This is a genomic window from Hyphomicrobiales bacterium, assembly GCA_017642935.1.
In the GTDB taxonomy this organism is placed as follows: Bacteria; Pseudomonadota; Alphaproteobacteria; order Rhizobiales; family MH13; genus MH13.
Window position 1 is genome coordinate 153,636 of the sequence record JAEPOK010000001.1, and the last position, 23,442, is coordinate 177,077.

The following is a 23,442-nucleotide window of genomic DNA, read 5'->3' on the forward strand; positions in this document are numbered from 1 at the left end:
CCTGATTCAAGGATTCCCTATGGACGTCACCCTCGCCAATGCGCCCAGCTTCGTGCGCAACTATCATCCGTTCGATTCCCTGTCAGAAGAGGCGATGGCGACGTTGCTCGGCAGTCTTGGTGTTGAGACCTATGCCGATGGGGCGATCATTTACGGGTTCGGCCAGGACGTGGACGCGCTTCGGATTGTGGCGCGCGGCGAGGTGGATTTGCTGTCGCCCGACGGCGATGTGATCAGCCAGGTCCATGCTGGCGATAGTTTTGGTTCGCGCGCCCTTTTCAATGACGGCGTGGCCAATCAATCGGCCCGCGCGCGCGGTGACCAGGCAGCCGTCTACACCGTTCCGCTGACGACGTTCATAGAGCTGGTGGAATCCAGCGATCCGTTCAAGGCGTTCTTCGGTCGCTTCCTGCCGGACCAGAGCGAGCCGGCTCCGACCACCGATGCCAGCCTTGTCGGCATTCCGCTGCACGAGTTGATGACGCCGAACCCCGTCACGGTACCGCTCGGCACCCGTGTCCAGGACGCGGCGACCTTGATGGCCGACAAGCACATTTCCTGTGTCCTCGTCGTCGATGGCGACCAGTTGGTCGGTCTTTTGACGACTGGCGATATCACTGGGCGGGTCGTCTCGGCAGGCCGTGATCCGGGCGTGCCGGTGGACGAGGTCATGACGCGTGATCCGATGGCCTTTGCGCCCGATGCCTCCGGCTTTGATGCGATGCTGGCCATGAGCACCAACGGGATCGGTCATTTGCCGATTGCCGAGGATGGTAAGCCGGTTGGCATCATCACGCGGACCAATCTGGTGCGCCGCCAGCAAGTGTCGGCGGTCTATATGATCGGCGACATCCAACGGCTGTCCGACACCGCGGAGTTGGCCGGTGTGATCGAGCAGACGCCCTCACTTTTGGTGCAACTGGTCGGGTCGGGCGTACCGCCGCACGAAATCGGACGGGTCATCACCTCGCTCACCGATGCGCTCACCATCCGCCTTCTGGAGATGGCCGAAGAAAAGCTGGGGCCGCCACCGGTGCCCTATCTGTGGCTGGCCTGCGGTAGCCAAGGGCGGCGCGAGCAGACCGGCGTCTCAGACCAGGATAACTGCCTGATCCTGCATAATGATTTCGACGCCGCCAAGCATGATGCCTACTTCAAGGACATGGCAACATTTGTGTCGGATGGGCTTGATGAGGCGGGCTATTTCTATTGCCCGGGCGATATGATGGCGACCAACGATCGTTGGCGGAAACCGGTGAACGTCTGGCGCGGCTATTTCGAGAGCTGGGTGCGCAAGCCCGACCCGATGGCGCAGATGCTCGCCTCGGTGATGTTCGATTTGCGCGCTATCCACGGCGAAATGAGCCTGTTCGACGGTCTTCAGGAGAAGACCTTGGAGTTGGCGTCGAAGAACTCGATCTTCCGCGCGCATATGGCGGCCAACTCGCTGAAGCATACGCCACCGCTCGGCTTGTTCCGCGGGTTTGCGCTGATCCGCTCCGGTGAGCACAAGGACACCGTCGATCTGAAGCACAATGGTGTGGTTCCGATCGTCGATCTGGCGCGCATGTACGCCCTGGAAGGCGCGATCGGCGCGGTCAATACGCGCGAGCGGCTTCAGGCGGCGCAGGAGGCGGGCACTGTCTCCAAGTCGGGCGCGAGCGACCTCATTGATGCCTATGATCTGATATCGACCATGCGCCTTCGCCATCAGGCCCGACAAATCCGCGACGGTGAGAAGCCGGACAATTTCCTAGCGCCTTCCCGGTTGTCTTCATTTGAGCGCAACCATCTAAAAGATGCGTTCGGTGTCATCAAAAGCCTGCAATCGGCTCTTGGGCATGGGCGGAGCGTCGGCTGACGCGCCGGCATCCTGATGCGCCTTAAACATCGACCAAATGAGGTGCTGGCGCTCCAGAGCGCCAAGGGCTACATCAAGCGCCTGGGCTCTTAGTTGGTATGCGTGAAAGGCATCGATGTTTTTAGGATATATTGGCGCCATTGCCGGCGGCATCTCGTTGGCCGCTGTCTTGTTGATCATCTCCAAGACGTTTCGGCTCAACCTGCCGCGCTGGCTTTATCCGGCGACCGGCGGTCTGGGCATGCTGCTGCTCACGATCCACATCGAATATAGCTGGTTCAATCAGGTACGCTCCACGCTGCCCGAAGAGATTGAGGTGGTGGAGACGTTTGATTACTCGGTGCCCTATCAGCCTTGGACCTATCTCGTTCCGCGCATCAATCGTTTTGTCGCGATCGATCACACGACGGCACGCACCAACCCTGACGTTGAAAATTTTGTGCTCATCGACGTCATTTTGATGGAGCGTTTCTCGCCGACCTTCGTGGCCACCAATTTCGTGGATTGCGAGGCTGGTGCACGGCTTTTGGTCGGCGATGCTATGCAGCTTGACGAGAACGGTATGCCGCTTGACGGCGACTGGTCGTCGGTTGGCCTGGACGATCCACTTGTTGCGGCGGCCTGCGCTCGACATGGAACGCCAGTCGATAGTTAGACCGGGCTATCCGACGAAAGCGCTAGACTGATGTTGGCGAGGATCAAGGCATACTGAATGCCCCGCGGCTTAACTGCCGGGGTTGGCCCGCGTTTAGAAACAACAACAATGAATGCGGATGCCGCTAATTGGTGACCACCTGTGGGAGGGAACACACCATGGCTTCTGCTGATCAAGCGCGTGATCATGCCTCCGCGCGCGTGGCGCCTGAACCCAATGCGCTGGCGCGCCGCCTGTTTATGCCGACGCTGACCGTCGCGATCCTCCTGATCGTGCTATCGGGCCTTGCCGCCTGGGGCGGCAGCGATGGCGGGCTCGGCCGAACCTTGGCGCCGGTCATTGTGCTTTTGGCGTTCGGGTTGGTGGGTTTGCTTTTTGCCTGCATGGCCAAGGTCAAATCCACAGCGCTTGCGCCCGCAACCCGCTTGCAGACGGCTTTGCGCCGGGTACCGGACGAAGGCGTCGCCGCGGTTTCCGGCTTGCGTGATCCGGGATTACTCGGCGGTGTGGTGCGTGAGGTCAGCGCGCTGCTTGAAGCCTATTTGCCGAGCGGTCAGGACGATGCCAAAGAGCGCGAGACGGTCGTGCGCGGTCGGCTGGAGACCGTGCTGCGCGATCTCCATGACGGGGTGCTGATATGCACGCTCGACCATCAGGTGCTGCTCTACAATCGCCGGGCGCTGGAAATCCTGCACGTCACCGGCGATGTGGGTCTTGACCGTCCTCTGTTCGAAACCTTGGCCGAGCGACCGTTTCGTCACGCGCTTTTGCGTCTTCAATCCCGGTTTGCTTCGGGTCGCCATGCCGAGCATGCCGATGGCCTAAGCATCATGTTGATTGCCGGGACGGTAGATGGGCGCCATACCATCAAGGGGCGCATGTCTCTGATGATGGACGATGCTGGCGCGGTGCCCGTCGGGTATGTCGTGACGTTTGAGGACGTCACCAACGCACTATCGACAGCGCTTTATCGTGAGCGTGCGCTGTTCGACATTCGCGATGATCTGCGCGCGCGCCTCACCGGGCTCACGGCCAAAGCCGATGCGGCCGACATGGGCGAGGACATGGCGGCTGTGACCGAAGAGATTGAGCGTCTCGATACGTTCCTGTTGGACGTCCTTGCAGGCGCCTGGCCGATGAGCGCAGTGTTTTCCACCACGCTGTTTCATTGCATCGCGGAACGCGACTCTGAGGGCCGCGGGCTGACATTCACCGTCGAAGGCGACCCGGTCTGGCTGCATTGCGACAGCGCCTCGATCACCGATCTTTTGGACCGGCTGGCCAACCGCTTGGCCATCGACTTTGAGGTGAAAGACTTCCGCGTTATCGCCACCCTTGCCTCGGACGGCGATGCGTTTGTCGATCTGCTCTACACAGGTGAAGCGGTTTCAGAAGAAACGCTGTCCAGTTGGCTGGAGGAACAGTTGGAGCCCGATCTTGGCGCGGTCACCGGCGGCGACATTCTCCACCGTCACCGCACGCAGCTGCGTGTCGATGCGGACATTGGCGAAGGCGTGACGCGTTTGCGCCTTCCGCTGAAGGTGGCTGCTGAGCGCTATGAGCGAACCGAACGCTCGTTCATGCCGGCCGAAGCGCGGCGCGAATTCTACGATTTCGACCTGCTCCATCGCCCCCACGCCAGCGAGCTCGACAAGCGACCGCTGCGCGCGCTGACATCGGTGGTGTTCGACACCGAGACCACGGGTCTTGAGCCGTCCAAGGGTGATGAGATCATCTCCATCGGGGCGGTACGGATCGTCAATGGGCGGGTCTTGCGCGGCGAAATCTTCAATGAGTTCGTCAATCCGCAACGCACCATTCCGGCGGCCTCCACAAAAATCCACGGCATCACCGATGCGATGGTGGCCGATGCGCCAGGGATCGAAGAAACCCTGCCGCGGTTTCATGGCTTTGTCGGGCCAGGCGCACTGATCGCGCACAATGCGGCGTTCGACATGAAGTTTCTCTCCTTGAAGGAAGCCCAAGTCGGCGTGCGGTTTAATCAGCCGGTGCTCGATACGCTGCTGTTGGCGGCCCATGCGTTGGGGCGTGATGAGAGCCTTTCTCTCGACGGTCTGTCAGAGCGGTTCGGCGTGGTTCTGCCGCCGGAAGATCGTCACACCGCGCTTGGCGATGCCCTGGCAACCGGCGAGGTTTTCATCAAGCTCCTACCATTGCTTGAGGCGCAGGGCGTTGTGACGCTCGCCGATGCTCTGGCCGCCTCCGACCGGCAGATTGGCCTGCGGCGGATGCAGGAACAGTTCTGACAATAGCGGGAATGCGAGCATGAAAAAGGGCGGCGCCGTAGCACCGCCCTTTGATATGTCGGGACGAAGGTGTTTGGCTTAGATCGCCAGTTCCTCGACCTCTTCGCCAGGCTGCGGTTTGGCCAGCTCAGGGTTGGCGCCGTTGAGGCCCACCAGGAAGAGCGCCACCAGGAACAGCGGCGTTGCAACCACGCCGAAAACGATGAGCGCCATTGGGCCGAAGACGATGAGCGCGATGATCAGCGCCACGACGGCATTGATGAGGAACAGCGACAGCGTCGTTGCGTCGGTCCAACGGCCATAGAAGAAGCTGCGCTTCTGACCGCTTTCATCGACATCATCGATGGTTGGTTCGATGCCCATTTTGCGGTCGCGCTGCGCTTTCAGGCGGCGGAAGAGGCCGACAATGACGGCCGGGATGAACAGGACAATGCTGGCGACCAACGCGAAAGGCGCGGAGACGATTTTGGCCAAACCGGTCTGTTCGGCGCCCGACGTTAGGCTGGGCCACGCGTAGAGAAGTCCGTAGAGAACCAGGCCGATGAGGGTGACCCATATGGCGCCGGTGACACCGCCAACGGCGTAGCCGATGCCCGCGAAGCCGACGATAACAATAAGGAGGACGATGAGACCGCCTAGGGTTTTACCGGCGCTCGATTGGCCCGCGTTTGAAGTGCTCATTGCTTTTCATCCATCGTGTTGGGTGTGTCAGGTGGCAGGGAATGCTCAGGATGGTCATCGGTGTAGAGGATCCGTTCGGCCGCGCCTTGAAGATCATCAAACTGTCCCGATTTTAGCGCCCAAAAGAACGCAATTAGACCAATTGTTGAGAGAAAAAGGGCAAGCGGCACCAAAAACAGGAGCACATCCATCAGGCGGCTCCCTCGGTGGCGAGGATTTGCGCCGGTGGTTGCTGGCGGGTGGCGATCCGTTTGAACGGACCGGCACCGTCAAGCCGCATGGCGTTGAGCGTGACGATCAGCGAGCTGGCGGCCATGGCGATGGCCGCGATCCACGGTGTGACGAGGCCGAGCACGGCAACCGGCACCCAGAAAAGGTTGTAGCCCACAGAGAACGTAATGTTTTGTACCACGATGCGGCGGGTCGCGCGGGCCGTGGCCAGCGTTTCGGGCAAAGCTCTGAGGCTGTTGCCCTGAAAAACCGCGTCCGCCGCGCGCCGGGAAATGTCGGCAGCGCTGGTCGGCGCAAGCGAGGCGTGGGCGGCGGCAAGCGCAGGGGTGTCGTTGAGGCCGTCGCCGACCATCAAGACATGTTTGCCATCGGCCTTCATCGCTTCAATAGCGGCGATTTTGTCGGCGGGCGTCATGTCGCCTTGCCAATCGGCGATACCCAACTGATCGGCAAGCGGCCCCACGAACCGAGCGCGGTCGCCGGACATGATGGCGATCTGGAACCCGCCTTCCTTTAGCGTGTCGATGACTTGCCGGGTTTGCGGCCGCAGCAGCGGGGCAAAGACAAAGCGTGCCGGGCCATGGCCAGGGCGGGTGAGCCAGACCTCAGTTTCCAGGCCGCCGCCGGAAGTGTTGGCGGCTTCAGTATCCTCGTCTGACAGACCGCACCAGCGCGCCGAGCCAAGGCGAACTTCGCCGTCTTCGTTTTGCCAGGAAAGGCCCATGCCGGGTGTGTCTTCGACGCCTTTGGCGCGCGGCACATCCGGCGCGGCGGCGCGGATCGACTGGGCGAGGGGGTGTTTGGACGAAGCTGCGATTGAGGAGGCGATCTGCAGGGCTTCCTCGTCGTCTGGCAGACCGACCAGGCGCGGCTCAAGCGTGGTCAGCGTGCCTGTCTTGTCGAAGACGATGGTGTCGATGGCGGCGTAGCGTTCCAGCGCCGTTTCGGATTTCACCAGCACGCCTTGGCGGCTGAGACGGCCTGCGGCGACCACTTGGGTGATCGGCACGGCAAGACCAAGGGCGCAGGGGCAGGTGATGATGAGCACGCAAACCGCGATCATCAGCGCTTCGGGCACGGCCATGCCGCCAAAAAGCCACCAGCCAAGGAAGGCGCCGAGCGACAGGGCGTGCACAGTGGGTGAATACCAGCGCACCACCTTGTCGGCGAAGGCCATGTAGCGGCCCTTTTTCTGCTCGGCAGCTTCCAACAAGCGCACGATTTCGGCAAGCACGGTGGCTTCGCCGACGCTCTTGGCCTCCACAATCAGCGGGCCGGTGAGGTTCATGGTGCCGGCCAGCACATTGGCGCCGACAGCGACATCTTTCGGCGTGGTTTCGCCATCAATGAGCGCCGTGTCGATGGACGAGCCGCCTTCGCGCACGATGCCGTCCACGCCGATGCGTTCGCCGGCGGCCACTTGGATTCGATCACCACTTGCCAAACTGTCGGAGGCTACGGCCTGCAGCGTTCCGTCTGGCAGAAGCTTCTGCACCGGTTGACCAGCGAGCATCGCCAGATCGTGTACGGCGGAGCGGGCAGTCCCGCGCACCTTGTGATCAAGATAACGGCCAACCAGCAAGATGAAGAGCAGCATCAGCGCGCCGTCGAAATAGACGTGCGGGCCACCGGTCCAGGTTTCATACATGCTCATCGCCGTCGTCAGCGTCACGCCGACCGAGATCGGCACATCCATGTTGGAGCGGCCCTTGCGCAGCGCGGCAATGGCCGAGCGATAGAAGGGCAGGCCGGCATAATAGACCGACGGCACGGCGATCAGCGCGGCGATCCAATGGAAGAAGTCGCGGGTCGCCTGGCCCATGGTCGCGAAATGCCCGGCCCATACGGCCCAAGCGAGCATCATCAGATTGGCAGCGGCGAAGAACGACACCGCCAGCGCCATGATCAGCTCGCGCTCGGTCTTTTTGTCGCGTTCGACCACAGCTTCCATGCGGTAGAGGGCAACGGGATAGCCAAGATCCTCAATCGCGCTGGCAAACGCGTTGGCGCGATCCTCATCCCCGTTCCATTTCACCGTCAGTCGACGAGTGGAGAGATTGACGCGTGCCGTCTCAACGCCGGGTTCCTTGGCCAAGCGGTCTTCGATCTTCCGCACGCAACCGCCACAGTGCACATTGCCGACCAGAAGGTTGATCGTGTGCGTGCCTTTGGCATCGGTCTCAGCGGCGGTCGACAAATCGACGACCGTGCGCGTCTTTGCGCGGCTGGAAGGTGGGGCGAGGGACGCGTCGAGTGATGCCATTACGAGGTCTCAGAACAATCCTGCGATGGAGGCCTAGTTGACGCCGGGTGCATGGACGAAAATCTCTTCGGTCGCGAAGTGACGGCTTCCTTCGACATCGGCCAAGACGCTGACGAACCAGCGACCGGAGATCGGAAACTCCATCGGCGCTTCGTAGCGGCCCTCGCCAACATCGGTAAGTTGAACACGAACCTGCTGGGCGTAACGGGTCATGCGTTCAGCCATCATGATCACGGTGCCGCCTGACAGCGCTTCGCCATTGCGGTCGGCAAGCGTAATCGCCGCGATCTGGCCATCGCCGGAAAACTCAGGCGCAAGAATCTGCATTTGCCAGCCCTGCTCGGCCTGTGCCTGTTCGGCGGCAATCACATCGTCATAGGCAAGGCCACGCTCATAGGCATTGGTCGTGACAAGGCCGGGGAACGTGGTCAGGGCCAGGCGAACGAAGTTGCCGGTGACTGCGAAGAGAATGAGAAAACCACCGACAAAGAGCAACGGTATCCAGCCATTGGAGCCGATCAGCCAGCCGAGGAAACCTCCGCGCTTAGGCGGCTCATTGTGCAAAGCATCGGTGCTCATGGTCGTTCTTCCCTTCCGGCCCGTGTCGGACCGCTGGCCTTCTTCGAGGCTTCTAATTCTCTGGACCCCAGAAATAGGTATTGCTGGTCGTCATCACCTGGCCGCTGTCACCATTGACCAGCGAGAAGGTGATTGGCGTGCGACCTTCCGGGCGCCGCGTCGGCGGCACGGTGATGAGGACGCGCAGCGAGGCCGCTTCGATATCGCCAAAGGCAATGGTCGGGTTCTCGCCCTCGGCCAGTGCCGAGCCGGCATGGCTGATCGTGACCGTTTCGCCGACCAAGCCATCGATCTCAAAACGCACCATCTCGGCTTCCGAGCCGCGATCCGACAGGCGCACATTGTAGATGTTGCGGATCGAACCATCCGACAGCGTGACGAAGGCTGGGTTGCGCTCCGGCGTGATGGCGACGTCAAAGCCAGTGCGGTTGAGCACGGTGAAAACCATGGCGGCAGACACCAGAATCATCAAAGCGCCATAACCGTAGAAACGCACTTTGGTGGGTTTGCGTTTCTTGCCACCCACTTCCACCATCGGTGCGGCCAGATGAGCCTCATCGTGGGTTTCGGCAAGGCTGGCGAAGTTGATCAGGCCGGTCGGGCGTTTCAGCTTGGTCATGATGCCATCGCAGGCATCCGCGCAGAGCCCGCAGCCAATGCAACCCAATTGCAGGCCGTTGCGGATATCGACACCCGTTGGGCAGACATTGACGCACAGATTGCAGTCCACGCAGTCGCCAATGTCGGCGCCAGCCGCCTTCTTCTTGGCGCTGCCGCGCGGTTCACCGCGCCAGGCGTGATAGGTCACGATCTTGGTGTTGGGGTCGAGCATGGCCGACTGAAAACGCGGCCAGGGGCACATGTAGAGGCAAACTTTTTCGCGCGCGAACCCGGCCAGCAGATAGGTGAGCGCGGCGAACACGCCGACCATCACGATCGTCGGTGTGGCGGCTTGAAACGTCGGGACCTGGGTGAAGGTGTTGATGGTGCCAGCGAAATAACCAATCAGCGTCAGACCGGTCAGCAGGCCGATGGCCGCCCAAACGGTGTGCTTGCCAATTTTGCGGACAAGGTTCTGGGCAGTCAGACCTTCTTTGGCGCGTTTGATTTGCTCGTTGCGGTCGCCCTCAAACAGCCGCTCGATCATCTGGAACCCATCGGTCCAGAGCGTCTGCGGGCAGGAAAAGCCGCACCAGATACGCCCGACAATGGTGTTGGTGAAGAACAGCCCAAAGGCGGAGAACAGAAGCACCAGCGTCAGCAGATAGAGATCTTGCGGCCAGAAGGTCCATGGGCCAGCGTAAAACTTGCCTTCGGTGAACGACATGAGGAAGGCTTGGTCGGGGGTGTCGCCGGGGCGGTTCCATGGAATCCACGCCGCGCCGAAGAAGAACACCGTGATCGCTGCCAGAACCGCGCTTTTGATCCGGCGGAACGTGCCAGTGACGGATTTTTGGTAGACCTTTTTGACGCCAGGAAACTCGTCTGCCTGGTAGCCCACGACCATGGATTGCATGCCTTTTGGTTGGTTTGAATAATGTGCTGCTAATGTTCCACAGCGGTGGCTGCTTCGTCGTCAGCACTAGCCCTTAAGGGCAACCGCGCGGACGAAATGCCGCGCGGCCTGTTGGTGTGGCGTTGGTCCTATTGCAGCGCGGCGGTTTCACCAGAACCGGCGGCTTCACCACCGCCCAAGGAGTGCACATAGATGGCCAGCATCTTGATGGTGGCTTCATCCAGGCGTTCGCCGAACGCTGGCATCACGCCCATTTGCGGGTTGGTGATTTGCGCGACGATTTCTTCGCGTTCGCCGCCATAGAGCCAGACGGCATCCGACAGATTTGGCGCCCCAAAGATCGGATCACCCAGACCATTCACGCCGTGACAGGCTGAGCATTCCAGCTCAAACGTCTCCGCGCCAGGCAATTGGTCGCGCGTGGCGTGGTTGGGTGCGGATGGGTTGAGGGCCAGCACATAATCGGTGACGGCTTCAATGTCGGCCTGCTCGTAGAAATCGCCATAGGCCGGCATGATGGAGAAGCGTGCATCGAGCGTTTCATTGCGGATGCCGTGATTGATGGAATACCAGATGTCATCGAGCGTGCCGCCCCACAGCCAGTCATCATCGATCAGCGATGGGAACTGACCAATTTGGCCGCCACCGCCAGCGCCGTGGCACTGGATGCAGTTCACACCGAAGGCCGAGCGACCGCCATTGAAGGCGAGCGTTGCCAGTTCGGCATCGGCGGCGATGTCGGCCAACTCCATTTCTGCCAAAACCGCGCCTTGGGCTTCGCGTGCTGTGCGCACGGTTTCCAGCTGTTCCTCCAGCGCCAGGCGAGCCGTGTAACCGGTGGTGCCAGAGGTTGTCTGATCACCGAGCGGGATGGACGGCAGCAACACAACGTAGACAACGGCAAAGGCGATGGAGGCGATCCACACCAGCATCCACCAGGTTGGCACCGGTGTGCGCAGCTCGCGAATCCCGTTCCATTGGTGGCCGGTTGTGTATTGGCCGGTAATCGGGTCGCGTTCGATCTTGTTACCCATGTCAGTCCTGCCTTGCCGGGTTGCGGCTTGGTTCGTGGTTATCGGGCATCCGAGGTTCGGGGGCATCTTCGCCACGGAAAATGATGTTGGCGTGGTCGTCCATCTTGGCGCGATTGGCTGGATGGAAGACGCGCACCAGCAACAGGAGGATGGCTAGGAGGCCGATCGCAAGGAAGGCGGCCTCCGAGTAGCCGATCAGAGCCTCAGAGCTCATCGTCCCACCTCCTGGCCCTGCAGCATGGTTTCCGGATCGAAGGTGGTGAAGTCCACCATCGTGCCGAGCACCTGCAGGTAGGCGATCATCGCGTCCATTTCCGTGACCTCTTCATCGTTGCCGGTGAATGGGCCAAGCGGGGCGTCGGCATAACGCTCGCGCAGTGCCGTGGCGTCGCCAATGGTCGGGACAGCCTGAGCGATGATGTCATCGCGGGCCGCTTCGATGTCGGCGTCGGTGTAGGGCACGCCGACGAAGCGCAGGGTGCGCATGTGCAGCTCGATATCGTCATAGTCCAGCGGGCGTTCCAGGAACGCGTAGTCCGGCATGATCGATTCCGGCAGCACGGCTTGCGGGTTGCGCAAGTGGGCAGCGTGCCACTCGTTGGAGTATTTGCCGCCGACGCGGGCAAGATCCGGCCCGGTGCGTTTGGAGCCCCATAGGAAGGGGTAGTCGTAGACCCCCTCTGCGGCGAGCGAATAGTGGCCATAACGGTCCACTTCATCGCGGAACGGACGCACCTGCTGCGAGTGGCAGTTGTAGCAGCCCTCGCGCATGTAGAGGTTGCGGCCGATCTGCTCCAGCGGTGAGTAGGGTCGCACACCCGACACCGGCTCGATGGTCGATTCCACTTTGTACAGCGGGATGATCTGGACCATGCCGCCGACGATAAGCGACAGCAGGATCAAGAGCAGCATCAACGGCGTGCTTTTTTCAATGATACCGTGATTCAACATGACCGTTTACTCCGCCGGTGCGAGGTCGCCGGGCTTGTGGCCCGAAACGAGGGGGGTGGGGGTGCGCGCTTGGATCGGTCCGGTGATGGTGCGGTAGAGGTTGTACATCATGACCACCACGCCACCGAGATAGAGGACACCGCCCAGGAAGCGCGTCACGTAGTAGGGGTGCAGCATCGCGACCGTGTCGGAGAACGTGTAGAGCAAGAAGCCGTTCTCATCATAGGTGCGCCACATCAGGCCCTGCGTGATACCCGACACCCACATCGCGGTGATGTAGAGAAGGATACCGATTGAGGCGAGCCAGAAGTGGACCTCGATCAGGGCGACCGAGTGCATGGTGCGCCGCCAAAGGCGTGGCACGAGATAGTAGATCGCGCCGAAGGCAACGAACGCCACCCAGCCAAGAGCACCGGAGTGCACGTGACCAACCGTCCAGTCGGTGTAATGCGAGAGGGCATTGACCTCTTTGATCGACATGAGCGGACCTTCGAAGGTCGACATGCCGTAGAAGGCAACAGCCACCACCAGGAAGCGCATGATCGGGTCGGTGCGCAGCTTATGCCAGGCGCCCGACAGGGTCATGATACCGTTCACCATGCCGCCCCACGAAGGCATCCACAGCATGACCGAGAACACCACGCCCAGCGTCTGCGCCCAATCGGGCAGCGCGGTGTAGTGCAGGTGGTGCGGACCAGCCCAGATGTAGAGGAAGATCAGCGCCCAGAAGTGCACGATCGACAGGCGATAGCTGTAGATCGGGCGTTCGGCCTGTTTGGGCACAAAATAGTACATGATGCCGATGAAGCCGGCGGTCAGGAAGAAGCCGACCATGTTGTGTCCGTACCACCACTGGATCATCGCCGACTGGACGCCGGAATAGATCGAGTAGGAATGTGGCGAGAACAACGAAATCGGGATCGAAATGTTGTTGACCGTATGCAGCATGGCCACGGCGACGATGTAGGCCAGGAAGAACCAGTTCGCGACATAGATGTGCGGTTCTTTGCGCCGGACCAGCGTGCCGACAAAGACAACCAGGTAGGACACCCACCAGACGGTGATGAGAATGTCGAAGAACCACTCAGGCTCGGCATATTCTTTCGATTGGGTGAACCCAAGCACGTAGGAGCCGGCGGCTGACAGCAGCACAACTTGGAATAGCCAGAACTGCAGGATGTGGAACCAGTTGGGTCCGAACAGCCGTGTCTGACAGGTGCGCTGTACAACATAGTAGGACGTGGCCAGCAAAGCGTTGCCGCCAAAGCCCAGAATCACGCCGGAGGTGTGGACGGGGCGGAAGCGGCCGAAATTGACCCACTCGTGAAAATTTAGGGCCGGAAAGGCGAGCTGTGCGGCAATGAAGACCCCGCCTGCCATCCCAACAAAAGCCCAAAGGACCGTTGCGATGGTAAACAGGCGTACGGCGTCATCCGCGTAAGTGAGCGGGCGGGCCGGGGCCTCTGTGCTGCCAGCCGATTGAGCTACGGCTTGTGCTGACATTGTTTGGTGTCCTTGACCTAATTCGTGTCATGTCGCGTCTGCGTGCGGGCGAAGCGATGCCGGATGCCTGTCAAATCGTCGAAACCGATATGATGCTGGCGGACACGGACTCGCGGCCCAACGCATCGCCCACAAACCCTCAAGCGGGCGCGAGGGCGTTGCGCTACATCAAAGGTAGCCAAACTCACTTATCATCCATCAGTTGGGGGTGCTGCGCACGGGGGTTCCCTGATCGACAAAAGTCGGGTCCGCATTTGATCTATGTCGATCCCAGGAAACGGGTTTCGGTATAGCGGTCGGGGTGGACCCCATCGTGAAGCTGGTGGGCTGGTATGCAGTCACTTGCCCGGACTTGCGCTTTTTGCGCCTCTTGGACAGGTTGTCGCATACGGCAGGCCGCGGGCATACGCTGTGGTCCGACTGGAACGAGCGTTGTCGCGCGCACTTGGCCGCGCCCGCTTGGCATGATGCAGGCACTAGAGGGATGAAACACCGATGACGAGTGCAAACGACGTAAACAACATCAGCGAGCTTGATGAGATCATTGGTGAGCCCGAGGACAGCCGTGCCGGTTTCGTGCCGCAAGGCTATGTGCCGCCGACCAAGGTCAATCAGATCAGTCTCGACACGGTGTTCAGCTCGCTGCACGCGGGCATTTCCGATTTTAAGAAGGGCGCCTTTGTCTCCACCTTCTTCGGCGCGGCCTATTTCATCATGGGCCTGCTCTTGATGGTGTTCTTGCTGGTCACCGAGTCCTATTCGTTGATCTTCCCTTTCACCGCCGGCTTTTTGCTGATCGGCCCGATCGCGGCGATTGGTCTTTATGAGATTTCGCGCCGTATCGAAACCGGCGAGCAGGTTGGCTGGGACGTGCTCGGGGCCTTCAAACGCCATGGCGTCACGCACGTGTTTCTTTATGGTTTCGTGCTGGCGTTCATGCTGATCGTCTGGCTGGTCGTTGCTCGCGTGATCTACGCGCTGAATTTCGGCTACAACCCGCTCTACTTCGCGCAGATGGATCTCAGCTCGCTGATCGAGGAAGCCTTCACCGCCCGTGGTCTGGTATTCCTGTTCGTCGGCAACGCCTTCGGTGCCGTTCTCGCGGGCACTGTGTTCTCCATCTCGGTCGTCGGCGTGCCCTACCTGCACGATAAGCCAGTGGATTTCATGACCGCGATCATGACCAGCGTCCACGCCGTGGCGAAAAACCCCTGGCCGATGTTCGTCTGGGGCGTGATGGTTGCCGGTATCGTGGCGGTTTCAGCGCTGCTGTTCTTCTTCCCGCTGATCATCACGCTGCCGATCATTGGGCACGCGACCTGGCACCTTTATCGCCAGACGGTCGTGCCGAATGACGAGGCCTAAGCCCCAAAGGTTCTGCGGGTCCTACACGACCGCGTCCGGACAAAAAGACGCCGCGTTGGAAATCCCAGCGCGGCGTTTTCAGTTTGGGAGGAGACTTTATCTCAGGGGTGCTTTGCGCCGGGTTTGGGTTTTACCGGTAGAGGGCGCAACCCGAGGCGGCGCATTTCCTTGTTCGACATGAGCGGGCTGGCGCGGCCGGGCTGTCCCTTGTCGATATCGTCTGAGGCAAACATCACCGCAAAGCCCATTTGCAGGCTGGCAAAGGTGAAGCCGATCATCAGCGTCATCAGCACGATCGCGAACAGGCCGACATCGGATTGGACGATAAGGGCCATTAGGTTGCCGACGTTGAAGTAAAGCATCGCGGCGACAAACAGGACGGCCGTCGCAAAGCCAATGGCAGCATTTTTGATAAGGAATCGCACCAGTGGCGGCTTGGGCATTCTGCCCGGTGGCGAAAGGTAAGGTGCTTGCATGGTCACACTCCTTGGTTGGAGGGCCAGTTGGTCCGTACTTAACCTTAGCCTTTTAGGCGCATATTTGGGCTAAAATTTGCGTCATTGTTTCACTTTTCGCAAAAGTGTCTGACGCCATTCAGGAATTTCGGTCGGCAGGCTTTTCCGCAACCGGTATTGATTCCCAAGGCTTTTTCTCATTCCCCAACGTAAAGCGGCTCCAGAGTCATCTCCGGAACGCGCACCATACCCTTGTCGGTGATTCGGATTTCCGGGATCACCGAGAGGGGAATCAGGTTGAAGCCCATGAAGGGAATGGTGCAGCCCATTTCCTTCCAGACGGCTTTCAGCGTGCTCATCTCTTCAGCGACCACCGTGACACGCTTGTCCGACAGCAACCCGGCGATCGGCAGCGGCACCATGGCTGTAACCTCTTCACCCTGGACGGTGACGACGCCGCCTTGATGCTCCTTGAGAGCTGCCAGCGCGACCTGCATATCCTCGGCGTTGGTGCCAGCGATGATGATGTTGTGGCTGTCATGGCCAACCGATGAGGCCACCGCGCCATCCTTCAAACCGAAGTCCTTCAACAAACCGTGGGCGACGTTTCCGTCGGTCTTGCCGTGGCGTTCGATGATGGTGACGAAGCACAGCCCGTGGTCATCGAAGTGCGTGCCCCAGTCATTGCTGGCCTTAAGATCTACCGTGTCATGGTAGAGGGTGATGCCAGGCAGCGCGACGCGCAGCACGTTGGCGGTGACATCGCGCGAGGGGACCTCAGGCGTCATGGTGATAGCCTCGGGCAGCTTCACGCTGGTGAAGGCCGCATCGGGATAGGTGTAGCGTGTGGAGAGCGCCTGATCGAGGCGTGGCGTGATCGATTTGTTTTCAACGACCAGCTCGCCACCATACCAGGTGTTTTGCGGTTCCAACTCATCATTGAGCAGCACCAGATCGGCGCGGCGCCCACCGCCGAGGCCGCCGATCTCGTTTTCCATGCCGAAGCGTGTGGCCCCATGGAGCGAGCCCATCGACCAGGCGGTCTCCGGTTTGATGCCGGCGTTGACGGCTTGGCGGGTGACCCAATCCTGGCCGAACATCAAAAGATCATCGGCGTCGCGATCATCGGTGCAGACGGCGACGCGTTTGGTGGAGGCGCCGAGCTCGGTGATCGTCTTGATCGCCTCCGGCAGCGAGTGCCATGGCGTTGTCGGTGGTCCGCCGCGCAGAAACACCCAAATGCCGGCGTCCAGAAGATCGTCGGCGATGTCGCGGTCGATCGCTTCGTGGGTGTCGGTGACACCAGCGGCGGCATAGGCGGCAACGAACTCGCGGCCATAGACGTGACCGGAGACCGGGCGCCCGCGTGACAAAGAAGCTTCGATGATGGCGTGCGAGCGTTCGTCCGACAGGCAGACGGGCACGAAATCCATCTTCTCGCCGAGGGCCACTGCTTCCGGCCAGCGATCGAAAATGCCGGCGATTTTCTCCGGCGTCAGATCGCCACCTGCCGTTTCAAGCTCCGGTGAAGTGGCGGGGACGGTCGATGGCACGGTGAGGAAGATGGAAAGCGGGGCCTGGCGCGCATCTTCCAGCATGGCCTCGACCCCGGCGACGTCCATGACGTTGCCGATTTCGTGACTGTCGCAAAAGATCGTGGTCGTACCGTTGAGCAAAGCTGCCTCGGCATAGGCGCAAGCGGTGACCATGGAGGATTCGATGTGCAGGTGCGGATCGACCAGGCCAGGCGCGATGATGCCGCCTTTTCCGTCATAGCGCGGGGCTGCGCCCTGGTAGGTGCCGGCAGGTTTCACGGCGGCGATCCGTCCACCGGCAATCCACACTTCTTTGTCCGGTGCAATGCGCTCGGAGTAGGTGTTGAGCGTGCGCACGTCGGTGATCACCGTGTCGGGATCGGCGCGCCCGGATGTTACGTCCGCAAGGTGGCGGGTCATGCCGGACAAGGGCGCGACGGAAAAGCGGGTGAGGGTGGTTGAAGGCGAGGACATCAGTGGGCTCCAAGCATCGATTTGATGCCCTCACCCTTTCATCGCGCCTCCAACCTTGGCAAGCGGCATTTCTGTTCACATTGCCTTCGCCTGCGTCAGCAGGTCGGGAGTTCCTCGTCCAATCCGTCGGTTGAGATTTCGCGCAGATCAAAGCCATCAAGGGTACGGACGAAGCGATTGGTTTCGCTGGTTTTCAAGAAGACGTCGACGCGCAGCGGACCATCTGGAAGGTCGCCGGCAACGCACATCTCGTCGACGCTGACGCTCACGCTGAGCGATCCGCTTTGCTGGTTCGCTTTGGCGACCTCGACGGCCCGGCGGATGGCGTCCATGCCACGCTGATCGTCCGGCGAAAGCGCATAAATGAAGGTGTGGCGGTCGCCGTCGGCTTGCGGAAGATCTGTTTGGACTGACGTGAGGTCTTGCCCAACCAGCGCGTAGGAACGCTCTTCGGCCACGGCTCCTTCAATGGTCAGCCTGACATTGAGCCGAACGCCGTCAATTTTCGGCACCAGAGCAGCCGGCATCTCGATCGCGGCGCGCAGGGCGCCAAACTCTGTCGTTTGGAAGTCAATGGCTGCGAGCGCCGGAACGGATGTGATGGGCACATGGCTGCAGCCGGCCAGCAGGGCAAGCGCCGTTGCGCCGCCAAGAACGGCAGCGGTGATTTTGCGGGAGATGGAACCGCGGGAGAGCACGGATAGGGGGAATTTCATGATTTGAAGAACTCTTACTTTGACTCGATAAAATTCATCTATTATATTAATTTTTAGATTGGAAGCGATAATTTCATCGCTCGATCATTCCCAGTTCAAGGACATCCCCATGCTTGCCTCCCCCCATTCCTCCCCGTCTGCCCTCACACCTGTCTCGCGTCGCGCCCGTTGGGTCGCGATTGTTCCCTTGCTTGCTGCTGCCGGGCTGTTGATCGGCTTGATCGGTCAATGGGTCTCTGAAGACATCCGCATCACCTTCATCAGCACCTCGCTTGGCATGCTGGGCACAGAAATGGCGGCTGATGCGGCCAGCTTCCCCAATGTGATTGTGCCGATGCTGCTGCGCACGGTCCCCGTTGTCGTGTTTGTGCTGACGATGCTGGTGCTTTTTCAGCTGTTTCGCCGCCTGGCCAAAGGCACCGTGCTGGATGCCCGTAACGCGCAGCTGGTGTCGCGGGCGGGTCTGGGGTTCGTGGTGTTCGCGGTGACGGCTATGGCAAGCAACACGCTATCCACGCTCTATCTTTCGATGACCAATCCAGACGGCCCAGGTGTGCTCAGTGTCGGTTTCACAACATCTGATATTGGCGCATTCGCAGCAGGTTTTGCGCTGTGGGGATTGGGATTGGTGCTCAGCGAAGCCGCGCGGGTGGCCGATGATCATGCGAGCATCGTCTGATGGCGATTGTCGTTGATCTTGATGTGATGCTGGCGCGGCGGAAGGTGCGTTCCAAAGAGCTTGCCGCCGCCATTGGCATCACGGAGCAGCAGGTGTCGCTGCTCAAGTCCGGCAAGGTGAAGGGCGTGCGCTTTGAGACGCTGGAGAAGATTTGCGCGTATCTCGACTGCCAGCCGGGAGATTTGATTCGCTACGAGCCGGACGAGGCCGGCGAGGGCTAGAGCCGCCTAGTCGAACCGGGTGATGTCCGCCTCGGCAACGTCTTTCAACAGGCCGATGAAACCACGCGCATAATGGTCGGCAGTTTGTCGGCCTTTTTCCGCCGTTGCTATGCTCGCATCACCCACCGTGCCATCGCTGTTGAGGTCGGACGAAATCCATCCATAGGCGGGCATGCCGGTTGGGGAGATCTTGAAGCCGCCTTGCAGATCTTCGGCGGTGGAGCGGAAGTTCTCCGCCTTGCTCATATCCACCAAATCCTCATGGAAGTGCAGCATCATCGACGTTTCAACATCGCCGCCATGGATGCCGAACTTCATCTCATCCTCCGTGTAGAGCCCATCTGGCACGCCCCAATTGCCCCACTGGCTTTTGACGCAGAGCATCCGTGCCTGCACCCGCATTTCGCGCGATAGGATGGAGATCAGATCGAGATTGCCGCCATGGGAGTTGGTGATGACCATCTTGCGCACGCCAGCACGGGCAACCGAAAGGCCGATCTCCGTCCAGATGGCAAGGGCCAAGTCGGCGGGCAGGGTTAGCGTGCCAGGCGCGTGCAGATGCTCGTTGGATTTGCCGATAGCCTGCACCGGCAAGATGCGCACATCTAGGTCCGGCGCCAGCTCAGGCAGCAGCGTTTCAACGGTGGCGAGCATGCCCTCATTCAAGAACGTATCGACGCCGACCGGCAAATGTGGCCCGTGCTGCTCAATGGCAGCCGTTGGCAATACTGCGATCACCTTTTGCGGATCGAGATTTTCAAATTCGGTGGTCTTGTAGTCGGCCCAGCGGTAGCGTTTCGTCATTTAGCTTGCCGCTTTCTGGCTGTAGGTGGCCGTCAGGCGCATCGTGAGATATTCGTGGCAGAGGATTGGCTCATAATGCTTTTCCTCGCCCGTTCCGGGCAGCGCTTGCACGAGCGCGTTCGGGTTGGGGTCCATAAAGAAAGCAATCGAGCGGCGCTCTTTTACTGGGCGCAGAACCCGGTGCGGGTTCGACACATAGATGTCGTTGGTCCAGCGCATCAGCAGATCACCGATGTTGACGATAAAGGCACCATCAATAGCCGGGACATCAATCCACTCGGCGCTGTCGCGTGGCTTCACCTGAAGGCCGGCAGTGCCATCACTCATCAACAAAGTGATGGAACCGTAGTCGGTGTGCGCCCCCGCGCCGATTTCGCCGGGCTGGGGGTTGATCGCCGGTGGATAGCGCAGCACCCGCAAGGTGGACATGGAATCCACAAAGGGTTCAGCGAAATGGTCCTCTGGCAGGCTGAGATCCAGCGCGATGGCGCGGTGGAGATTCTGTCCGAGGTCGAACACTTGATCGAAATAGGCGGTGAACGTGTCTTTGAAGCCCGGAACATCGGGCCACATATTGGTGCCGCGATAGGGCTCTTTGGCGATCACGCGCGGATCATCGGCAGGCAGATCAAGGGCCATGTTGAAGGCCTCTTTTTGATCCATCTGGCCGCTCTTCTCATCCAAGCTTTCCGACCCGGTGCCGGCATAACCGCGGTTATGCGGTGATTTATCGATCGAAATCTTGGCTTTTTCCTCTCCGGGCAGAGCAAAGAACTCATCGGCTTTGGCAAACATGTTTGCGATCAGGTCTGGGTCCACGCCGTGGTTTTTCACCACCATGAAGCCCGGCCCACGGGCGGCTTTGCCCCAAGCGTCCACAAAGTCCTGTTTGGTCGCGCCGGAGAACGTTGCGTAGTCGAGAACGGGGATGGTCGTCATGCCGTTTGCCTCACCTTGTTGGGATAGCCTGCGACCGGCACTGCTGCGGTTGGCTGGCCGATCAGCTTGCGCATCTTTTTGCGAACGCGTGCCAAGTGCCGGGTGCGGCTATCCGATGTTGAAAAATCCATGCGGTAGTGGGCGGCGAACACGGTGCGCGCCCGATCGTGGCAAAGAGCTCGCAAACCGCGCATCAGGATGCGCTTGCCGGGCGAGCCGATCAATTTGGTGAGCCAGAACGAGGCACCGCAGGTGGTGAAGACGCCCAGATGCTTGATGTGCTTGAGCGTGTGGCCAAAGCGCTTGTTGTCCTCACACGGCATGGTGAAGGCAACGCCGGGCACCAGCACGCGGTCAAGCCAACCCTTCAGCATGGCCGGTTGGCCGAACCACCAGGTGGGGTAGACGAAGATCAGCGCGTTGCACCATTGCAGGCTTTCCACATGCGGGCCGATACGGTCGGTGTTGCAGCTGGTGTCTTCGTAGTCGGTCCAGTCTTCCAACGTCAGTGACGGTTGGAAGCGCTCGGCATAAAGGTCGATGACGCGGGTCTCAGCGCCGGCCTGGGTCAGTTCGTCGGTGACGGTCTCAAGAACCGAATGGTTGAAGCTTGTCGCGCTGGGATGGCAATAAACGATCAGCGCTTTCATGCCGCTGGTTGCACGGTTGGCCTGCATGCCGGGTCAGAACCTCTCCATCTGTTGGGTGACGTGGGCGAGAAACGCCGCCCTCTTCTGATCGCTCGCTCGGTTCATGTCGTAAAGTGCGAGGTATTGCATAGGCGCGCCGCCCATCACGTAGCGCACAGGCCGCGTCATGAGCTTACGTGGCGGATCGCCGGCCAGAAAGGCACGTAGACGTGTGCCGCCATAGGTGGTGACCGTGGCGTACTTCTTGATGTTGGTGAGCGCCGGGCGCACATGGCCATCGACCAGCTTGAAGGAGACGCCAGGAAGGAAAACCCTGTCGAAAAACCCTTTCAGGATGGCAGGGTAGCCGAAGTTCCAAACTGGGTAGACGAATACGACGGCTTGGGCTGCCTGGAGCCGTTCGACATATCGTTTAACTGGATTTTTGTTGATTTGCTCGTCATGATAGGTGCGCCGTTCCTCGCAGGTCATGACGGCTGGGAAGTTTTCCGCGTTCAGATCGCAGTCATCCACTTGCCATCCGGCCGTTTCCATTGTCTTGACGACACGTGCATGCAACGCGGCTGAGAAGCTTTCAGGCACGGGGTGTGCAAAGATCACCATCACCCTTTTGCCAGCCTCGGACACCACAAATCCCCTTATTTAACTGAAAGTCAGTTGATCAAATTGCTTGCTTCATCTTCGGATAGGCGTACATCGTTTCGTAAGACCAATTTGGATCGTCCCAGGAGATCATCTTGCCCGGGTTCAACAGGCCTTTGGGATCGGCTTCTTTTTTGAATTTCAGCTGACGATCATCGGTTTTCTGCCGTCCGCCTTCTTCCAGCGTGTAGCGGTGCGGGTTGAAGATCATGCAGCCCAGCTCTTCGTGGATGCGCACGATCTCGTTGAGCCGTTCCTCTTTGGAAAAATCGACGATGGGCAGTCCAGCATAGATGACGTTGCCGCCTTCGCGCATGGCCTCAAGATGCTGGAGCACTTCGGCGCCAAACGTTTCGCGGACCTTGGCGACCTTAGCCAGCGGATCAGGGCCGCCATAACGCACCTGGAGATAGGTGACAGTCGGATCGACCTGCAGCGCGCGCAGGGTGGTGTGGTTCCAAGTGTATTCAGCCAGATGACCGGGCGTGCGATCGAAGGTCGACGCATCAGAGCGGTAGATCACGTCCGGGTCGTTGTTGCGGCCCATGAAGGCGGTGAACCCATCCAGCGATTGCGGCGCGACCAGCACGATAAGGATCGACTGATCTTCCCGGACATGCCCCTGAAAACGCTTGAAGAATTTAAAGGGGATCGGCGCTTCGATGGGTGTGATGAGCTTCACCAGGATGCCGTCCTGCTGGGCCAGATTGTAGCCGAAGGTCGCCGCGTCCATGAAATCGTCAAAGCCGAGCGCGAACTCTACCCAGTCATACGCCGGGGCCAGCGGCATTTCGATCTCGGTGATGATGCCGTTGGTGCCATAGGCGTGGGAAACACGCGCCAAGTCTTCTCCGGTGAATTCCAAAATGCGTGGCTCAGCCTCCATGGTGACAACGCGTAGGCGCAGAATGTTGCCCAGGTCGCGCAAAGCGCCCCAGCGCACTGAGCCGATGCCACCGGAACCACCGGCGATGAAACCGCCAATGGTTGCCGTGCCGTAGGTGGAGGGCATCATACGCTGTTCCTGGCCGGAATGGGCGCGGGTCTCAGCGTCCAGGTCTTTGACCACCTTTCCAGGCTCAACGATCACGCGCCCTGGGTGAATTTCCTTCACCTTGGTCATGTTCTTCATGTGCATAATGACGCCACCGGCCAGCGGCATGGCTTGACCATAATTGCCGGTGCCCGCGCCGCGTGTCGTGACCGGCACATCGTGGGCGAAACAGGTTTTCAGGACTTCGATCACTTCGGCTTCGGAGCGTGGTGACACGACGAAATCGCCGATCAGATGGTCCATCTTCTCTTTGAGCACCGGGGAGTACCAAAAGAAGTCGCGGCTTTTCTGTTTCAGCGTGGCCGGGTTATCGTCGATGTCGAGATGGTCAAGCGCTTCACGCACGGCGGCGATGTTTCCGGTCATT

The 23,442-nt window shown here is 60.2% G+C and carries 23 protein-coding genes; 6 read left to right on the forward strand and 17 right to left on the reverse strand.

Features of this window, described 5'->3' with window-relative positions; translation table 11 throughout:
• The first annotated feature begins 19 nt into the window (after positions 1 to 19).
• The 3 genes from JJ917_00710 to JJ917_00720 all read left to right on the forward strand — a co-directional run bounded on the left by JJ917_00710 (position 20) and on the right by JJ917_00720 (position 4,783).
• Positions 20 to 1,861 carry a cyclic nucleotide-binding/CBS domain-containing protein gene (locus JJ917_00710; GenBank protein ID MBO6697327.1) on the forward strand — a complete coding sequence of 614 codons (1,842 nt, stop codon included), beginning with the start codon at positions 20 to 22 and terminating at the stop codon, positions 1,859 to 1,861.
• 115 nt (positions 1,862 to 1,976) lie between these two features.
• Positions 1,977 to 2,516, forward strand: coding sequence for a hypothetical protein (locus JJ917_00715; protein ID MBO6697328.1), 540 nt, complete (start codon positions 1,977 to 1,979; stop codon positions 2,514 to 2,516).
• A 158-nt stretch (positions 2,517 to 2,674) separates the two neighbouring features.
• Complete coding sequence (locus JJ917_00720; GenBank protein MBO6697329.1) at positions 2,675 to 4,783, forward strand: PAS domain-containing protein; 2,109 nt, start codon at positions 2,675 to 2,677, stop codon at positions 4,781 to 4,783.
• Between the two features lie 78 nt (positions 4,784 to 4,861).
• On the opposite strand, the gene JJ917_00725 is transcribed toward JJ917_00720, so the two are convergent.
• From JJ917_00725 to ccoN, 9 genes are all read right to left on the reverse strand, one after another.
• Complete coding sequence (locus tag JJ917_00725) at positions 4,862 to 5,464, reverse strand: hypothetical protein (GenBank protein ID MBO6697330.1); 603 nt, start codon at positions 5,462 to 5,464, stop codon at positions 4,862 to 4,864.
• Entirely contained in the window at positions 5,461 to 5,655 is a 195-nt protein-coding gene (gene ccoS, locus JJ917_00730; protein ID MBO6697331.1) for a cbb3-type cytochrome oxidase assembly protein CcoS, read from the reverse strand. Before ccoS ends, JJ917_00725 begins: the two co-directional genes overlap by 4 nt.
• Complete coding sequence (gene cadA / locus JJ917_00735; GenBank protein ID MBO6697332.1) at positions 5,655 to 7,958, reverse strand: cadmium-translocating P-type ATPase; 2,304 nt, start codon at positions 7,956 to 7,958, stop codon at positions 5,655 to 5,657. Before cadA ends, ccoS begins: the two co-directional genes overlap by 1 nt.
• 33 nt (positions 7,959 to 7,991) lie before the next feature.
• The gene (locus JJ917_00740) at positions 7,992 to 8,537 is read right to left on the reverse strand and encodes a FixH family protein (GenBank protein MBO6697333.1); all 546 of its coding nucleotides are present in this window, start codon (positions 8,535 to 8,537) and stop codon (positions 7,992 to 7,994) included.
• A gap of 52 nt (positions 8,538 to 8,589) precedes the next feature.
• Complete coding sequence (ccoG, locus tag JJ917_00745) at positions 8,590 to 10,044, reverse strand: cytochrome c oxidase accessory protein CcoG (protein ID MBO6697334.1); 1,455 nt, start codon at positions 10,042 to 10,044, stop codon at positions 8,590 to 8,592.
• Positions 10,045 to 10,181: 137 nt separating this feature from the next.
• The gene (gene ccoP, locus JJ917_00750) at positions 10,182 to 11,087 is read right to left on the reverse strand and encodes a cytochrome-c oxidase, cbb3-type subunit III (protein MBO6697335.1); all 906 of its coding nucleotides are present in this window, start codon (positions 11,085 to 11,087) and stop codon (positions 10,182 to 10,184) included.
• A gap of 1 nt (position 11,088) precedes the next feature.
• The gene (locus JJ917_00755; GenBank protein ID MBO6697336.1) at positions 11,089 to 11,301 is read right to left on the reverse strand and encodes a CcoQ/FixQ family Cbb3-type cytochrome c oxidase assembly chaperone; all 213 of its coding nucleotides are present in this window, start codon (positions 11,299 to 11,301) and stop codon (positions 11,089 to 11,091) included.
• Positions 11,298 to 12,038, reverse strand: coding sequence for a cytochrome-c oxidase, cbb3-type subunit II (gene ccoO, locus JJ917_00760; protein MBO6697337.1), 741 nt, complete (start codon positions 12,036 to 12,038; stop codon positions 11,298 to 11,300). The genes JJ917_00755 and ccoO overlap by 4 nt, the downstream gene beginning before the upstream one ends.
• Positions 12,039 to 12,044: 6 nt before the next feature.
• Positions 12,045 to 13,541, reverse strand: coding sequence for a cytochrome-c oxidase, cbb3-type subunit I (gene ccoN, locus JJ917_00765; protein MBO6697338.1), 1,497 nt, complete (start codon positions 13,539 to 13,541; stop codon positions 12,045 to 12,047).
• Between the two features lie 495 nt (positions 13,542 to 14,036).
• Between ccoN and JJ917_00770 the strand changes: the two genes are divergently transcribed.
• On the forward strand, positions 14,037 to 14,906 hold the full coding sequence (locus JJ917_00770) for a DUF2189 domain-containing protein (protein ID MBO6697339.1): 870 nt from the start codon (positions 14,037 to 14,039) through the stop codon (positions 14,904 to 14,906).
• A 101-nt stretch (positions 14,907 to 15,007) separates the two neighbouring features.
• Here the strand turns inward: JJ917_00770 and JJ917_00775 are convergent, their stop codons facing one another.
• The 3 genes from JJ917_00775 to JJ917_00785 all read right to left on the reverse strand — a co-directional run bounded on the left by JJ917_00775 (position 15,008) and on the right by JJ917_00785 (position 18,086).
• Positions 15,008 to 15,382, reverse strand: coding sequence for a hypothetical protein (locus tag JJ917_00775; protein ID MBO6697340.1), 375 nt, complete (start codon positions 15,380 to 15,382; stop codon positions 15,008 to 15,010).
• Positions 15,383 to 15,558: 176 nt separating this feature from the next.
• Positions 15,559 to 17,370, reverse strand: a complete 1,812-nt coding sequence (locus JJ917_00780; GenBank protein MBO6697341.1) for an amidohydrolase family protein — start codon at positions 17,368 to 17,370, stop codon at positions 15,559 to 15,561.
• A gap of 95 nt (positions 17,371 to 17,465) precedes the next feature.
• The gene (locus JJ917_00785) at positions 17,466 to 18,086 is read right to left on the reverse strand and encodes a hypothetical protein (protein MBO6697342.1); all 621 of its coding nucleotides are present in this window, start codon (positions 18,084 to 18,086) and stop codon (positions 17,466 to 17,468) included.
• 109 nt (positions 18,087 to 18,195) lie between these two features.
• Here JJ917_00785 and JJ917_00790 point away from each other — a divergent pair, with 109 nt between their 5' ends.
• Entirely contained in the window at positions 18,196 to 18,765 is a 570-nt protein-coding gene (locus JJ917_00790) for a DUF2975 domain-containing protein (GenBank protein ID MBO6697343.1), read from the forward strand.
• Positions 18,765 to 18,986 carry a helix-turn-helix transcriptional regulator gene (locus JJ917_00795; GenBank protein MBO6697344.1) on the forward strand — a complete coding sequence of 74 codons (222 nt, stop codon included), beginning with the start codon at positions 18,765 to 18,767 and terminating at the stop codon, positions 18,984 to 18,986. Before JJ917_00790 ends, JJ917_00795 begins: the two co-directional genes overlap by 1 nt.
• A gap of 6 nt (positions 18,987 to 18,992) precedes the next feature.
• Here JJ917_00795 and JJ917_00800 read toward each other — a convergent pair whose 3' ends face one another.
• From JJ917_00800 to JJ917_00820, 5 genes are read right to left on the reverse strand one after another with little or no spacing between them, the layout of a single operon-like run.
• Entirely contained in the window at positions 18,993 to 19,790 is a 798-nt protein-coding gene (locus tag JJ917_00800; GenBank protein MBO6697345.1) for a creatininase family protein, read from the reverse strand.
• Positions 19,791 to 20,729, reverse strand: a complete 939-nt coding sequence (locus tag JJ917_00805) for an isopenicillin N synthase family oxygenase (protein MBO6697346.1) — start codon at positions 20,727 to 20,729, stop codon at positions 19,791 to 19,793.
• Entirely contained in the window at positions 20,726 to 21,406 is a 681-nt protein-coding gene (locus JJ917_00810; GenBank protein ID MBO6697347.1) for an NAD(P)H-dependent oxidoreductase, read from the reverse strand. Before JJ917_00810 ends, JJ917_00805 begins: the two co-directional genes overlap by 4 nt.
• A gap of 6 nt (positions 21,407 to 21,412) precedes the next feature.
• Positions 21,413 to 21,982: an NAD(P)H-dependent oxidoreductase gene (locus JJ917_00815; protein MBO6697348.1), complete on the reverse strand. Its 570-nt coding sequence runs from the start codon at positions 21,980 to 21,982 to the stop codon at positions 21,413 to 21,415.
• Positions 21,983 to 22,040: 58 nt separating this feature from the next.
• A complete protein-coding gene (locus tag JJ917_00820; protein MBO6697349.1) occupies positions 22,041 to 23,441 on the reverse strand; it encodes an FAD-binding oxidoreductase in 1,401 nt (466 codons plus the stop codon).
• Position 23,442: the final 1 nt, after the last annotated feature.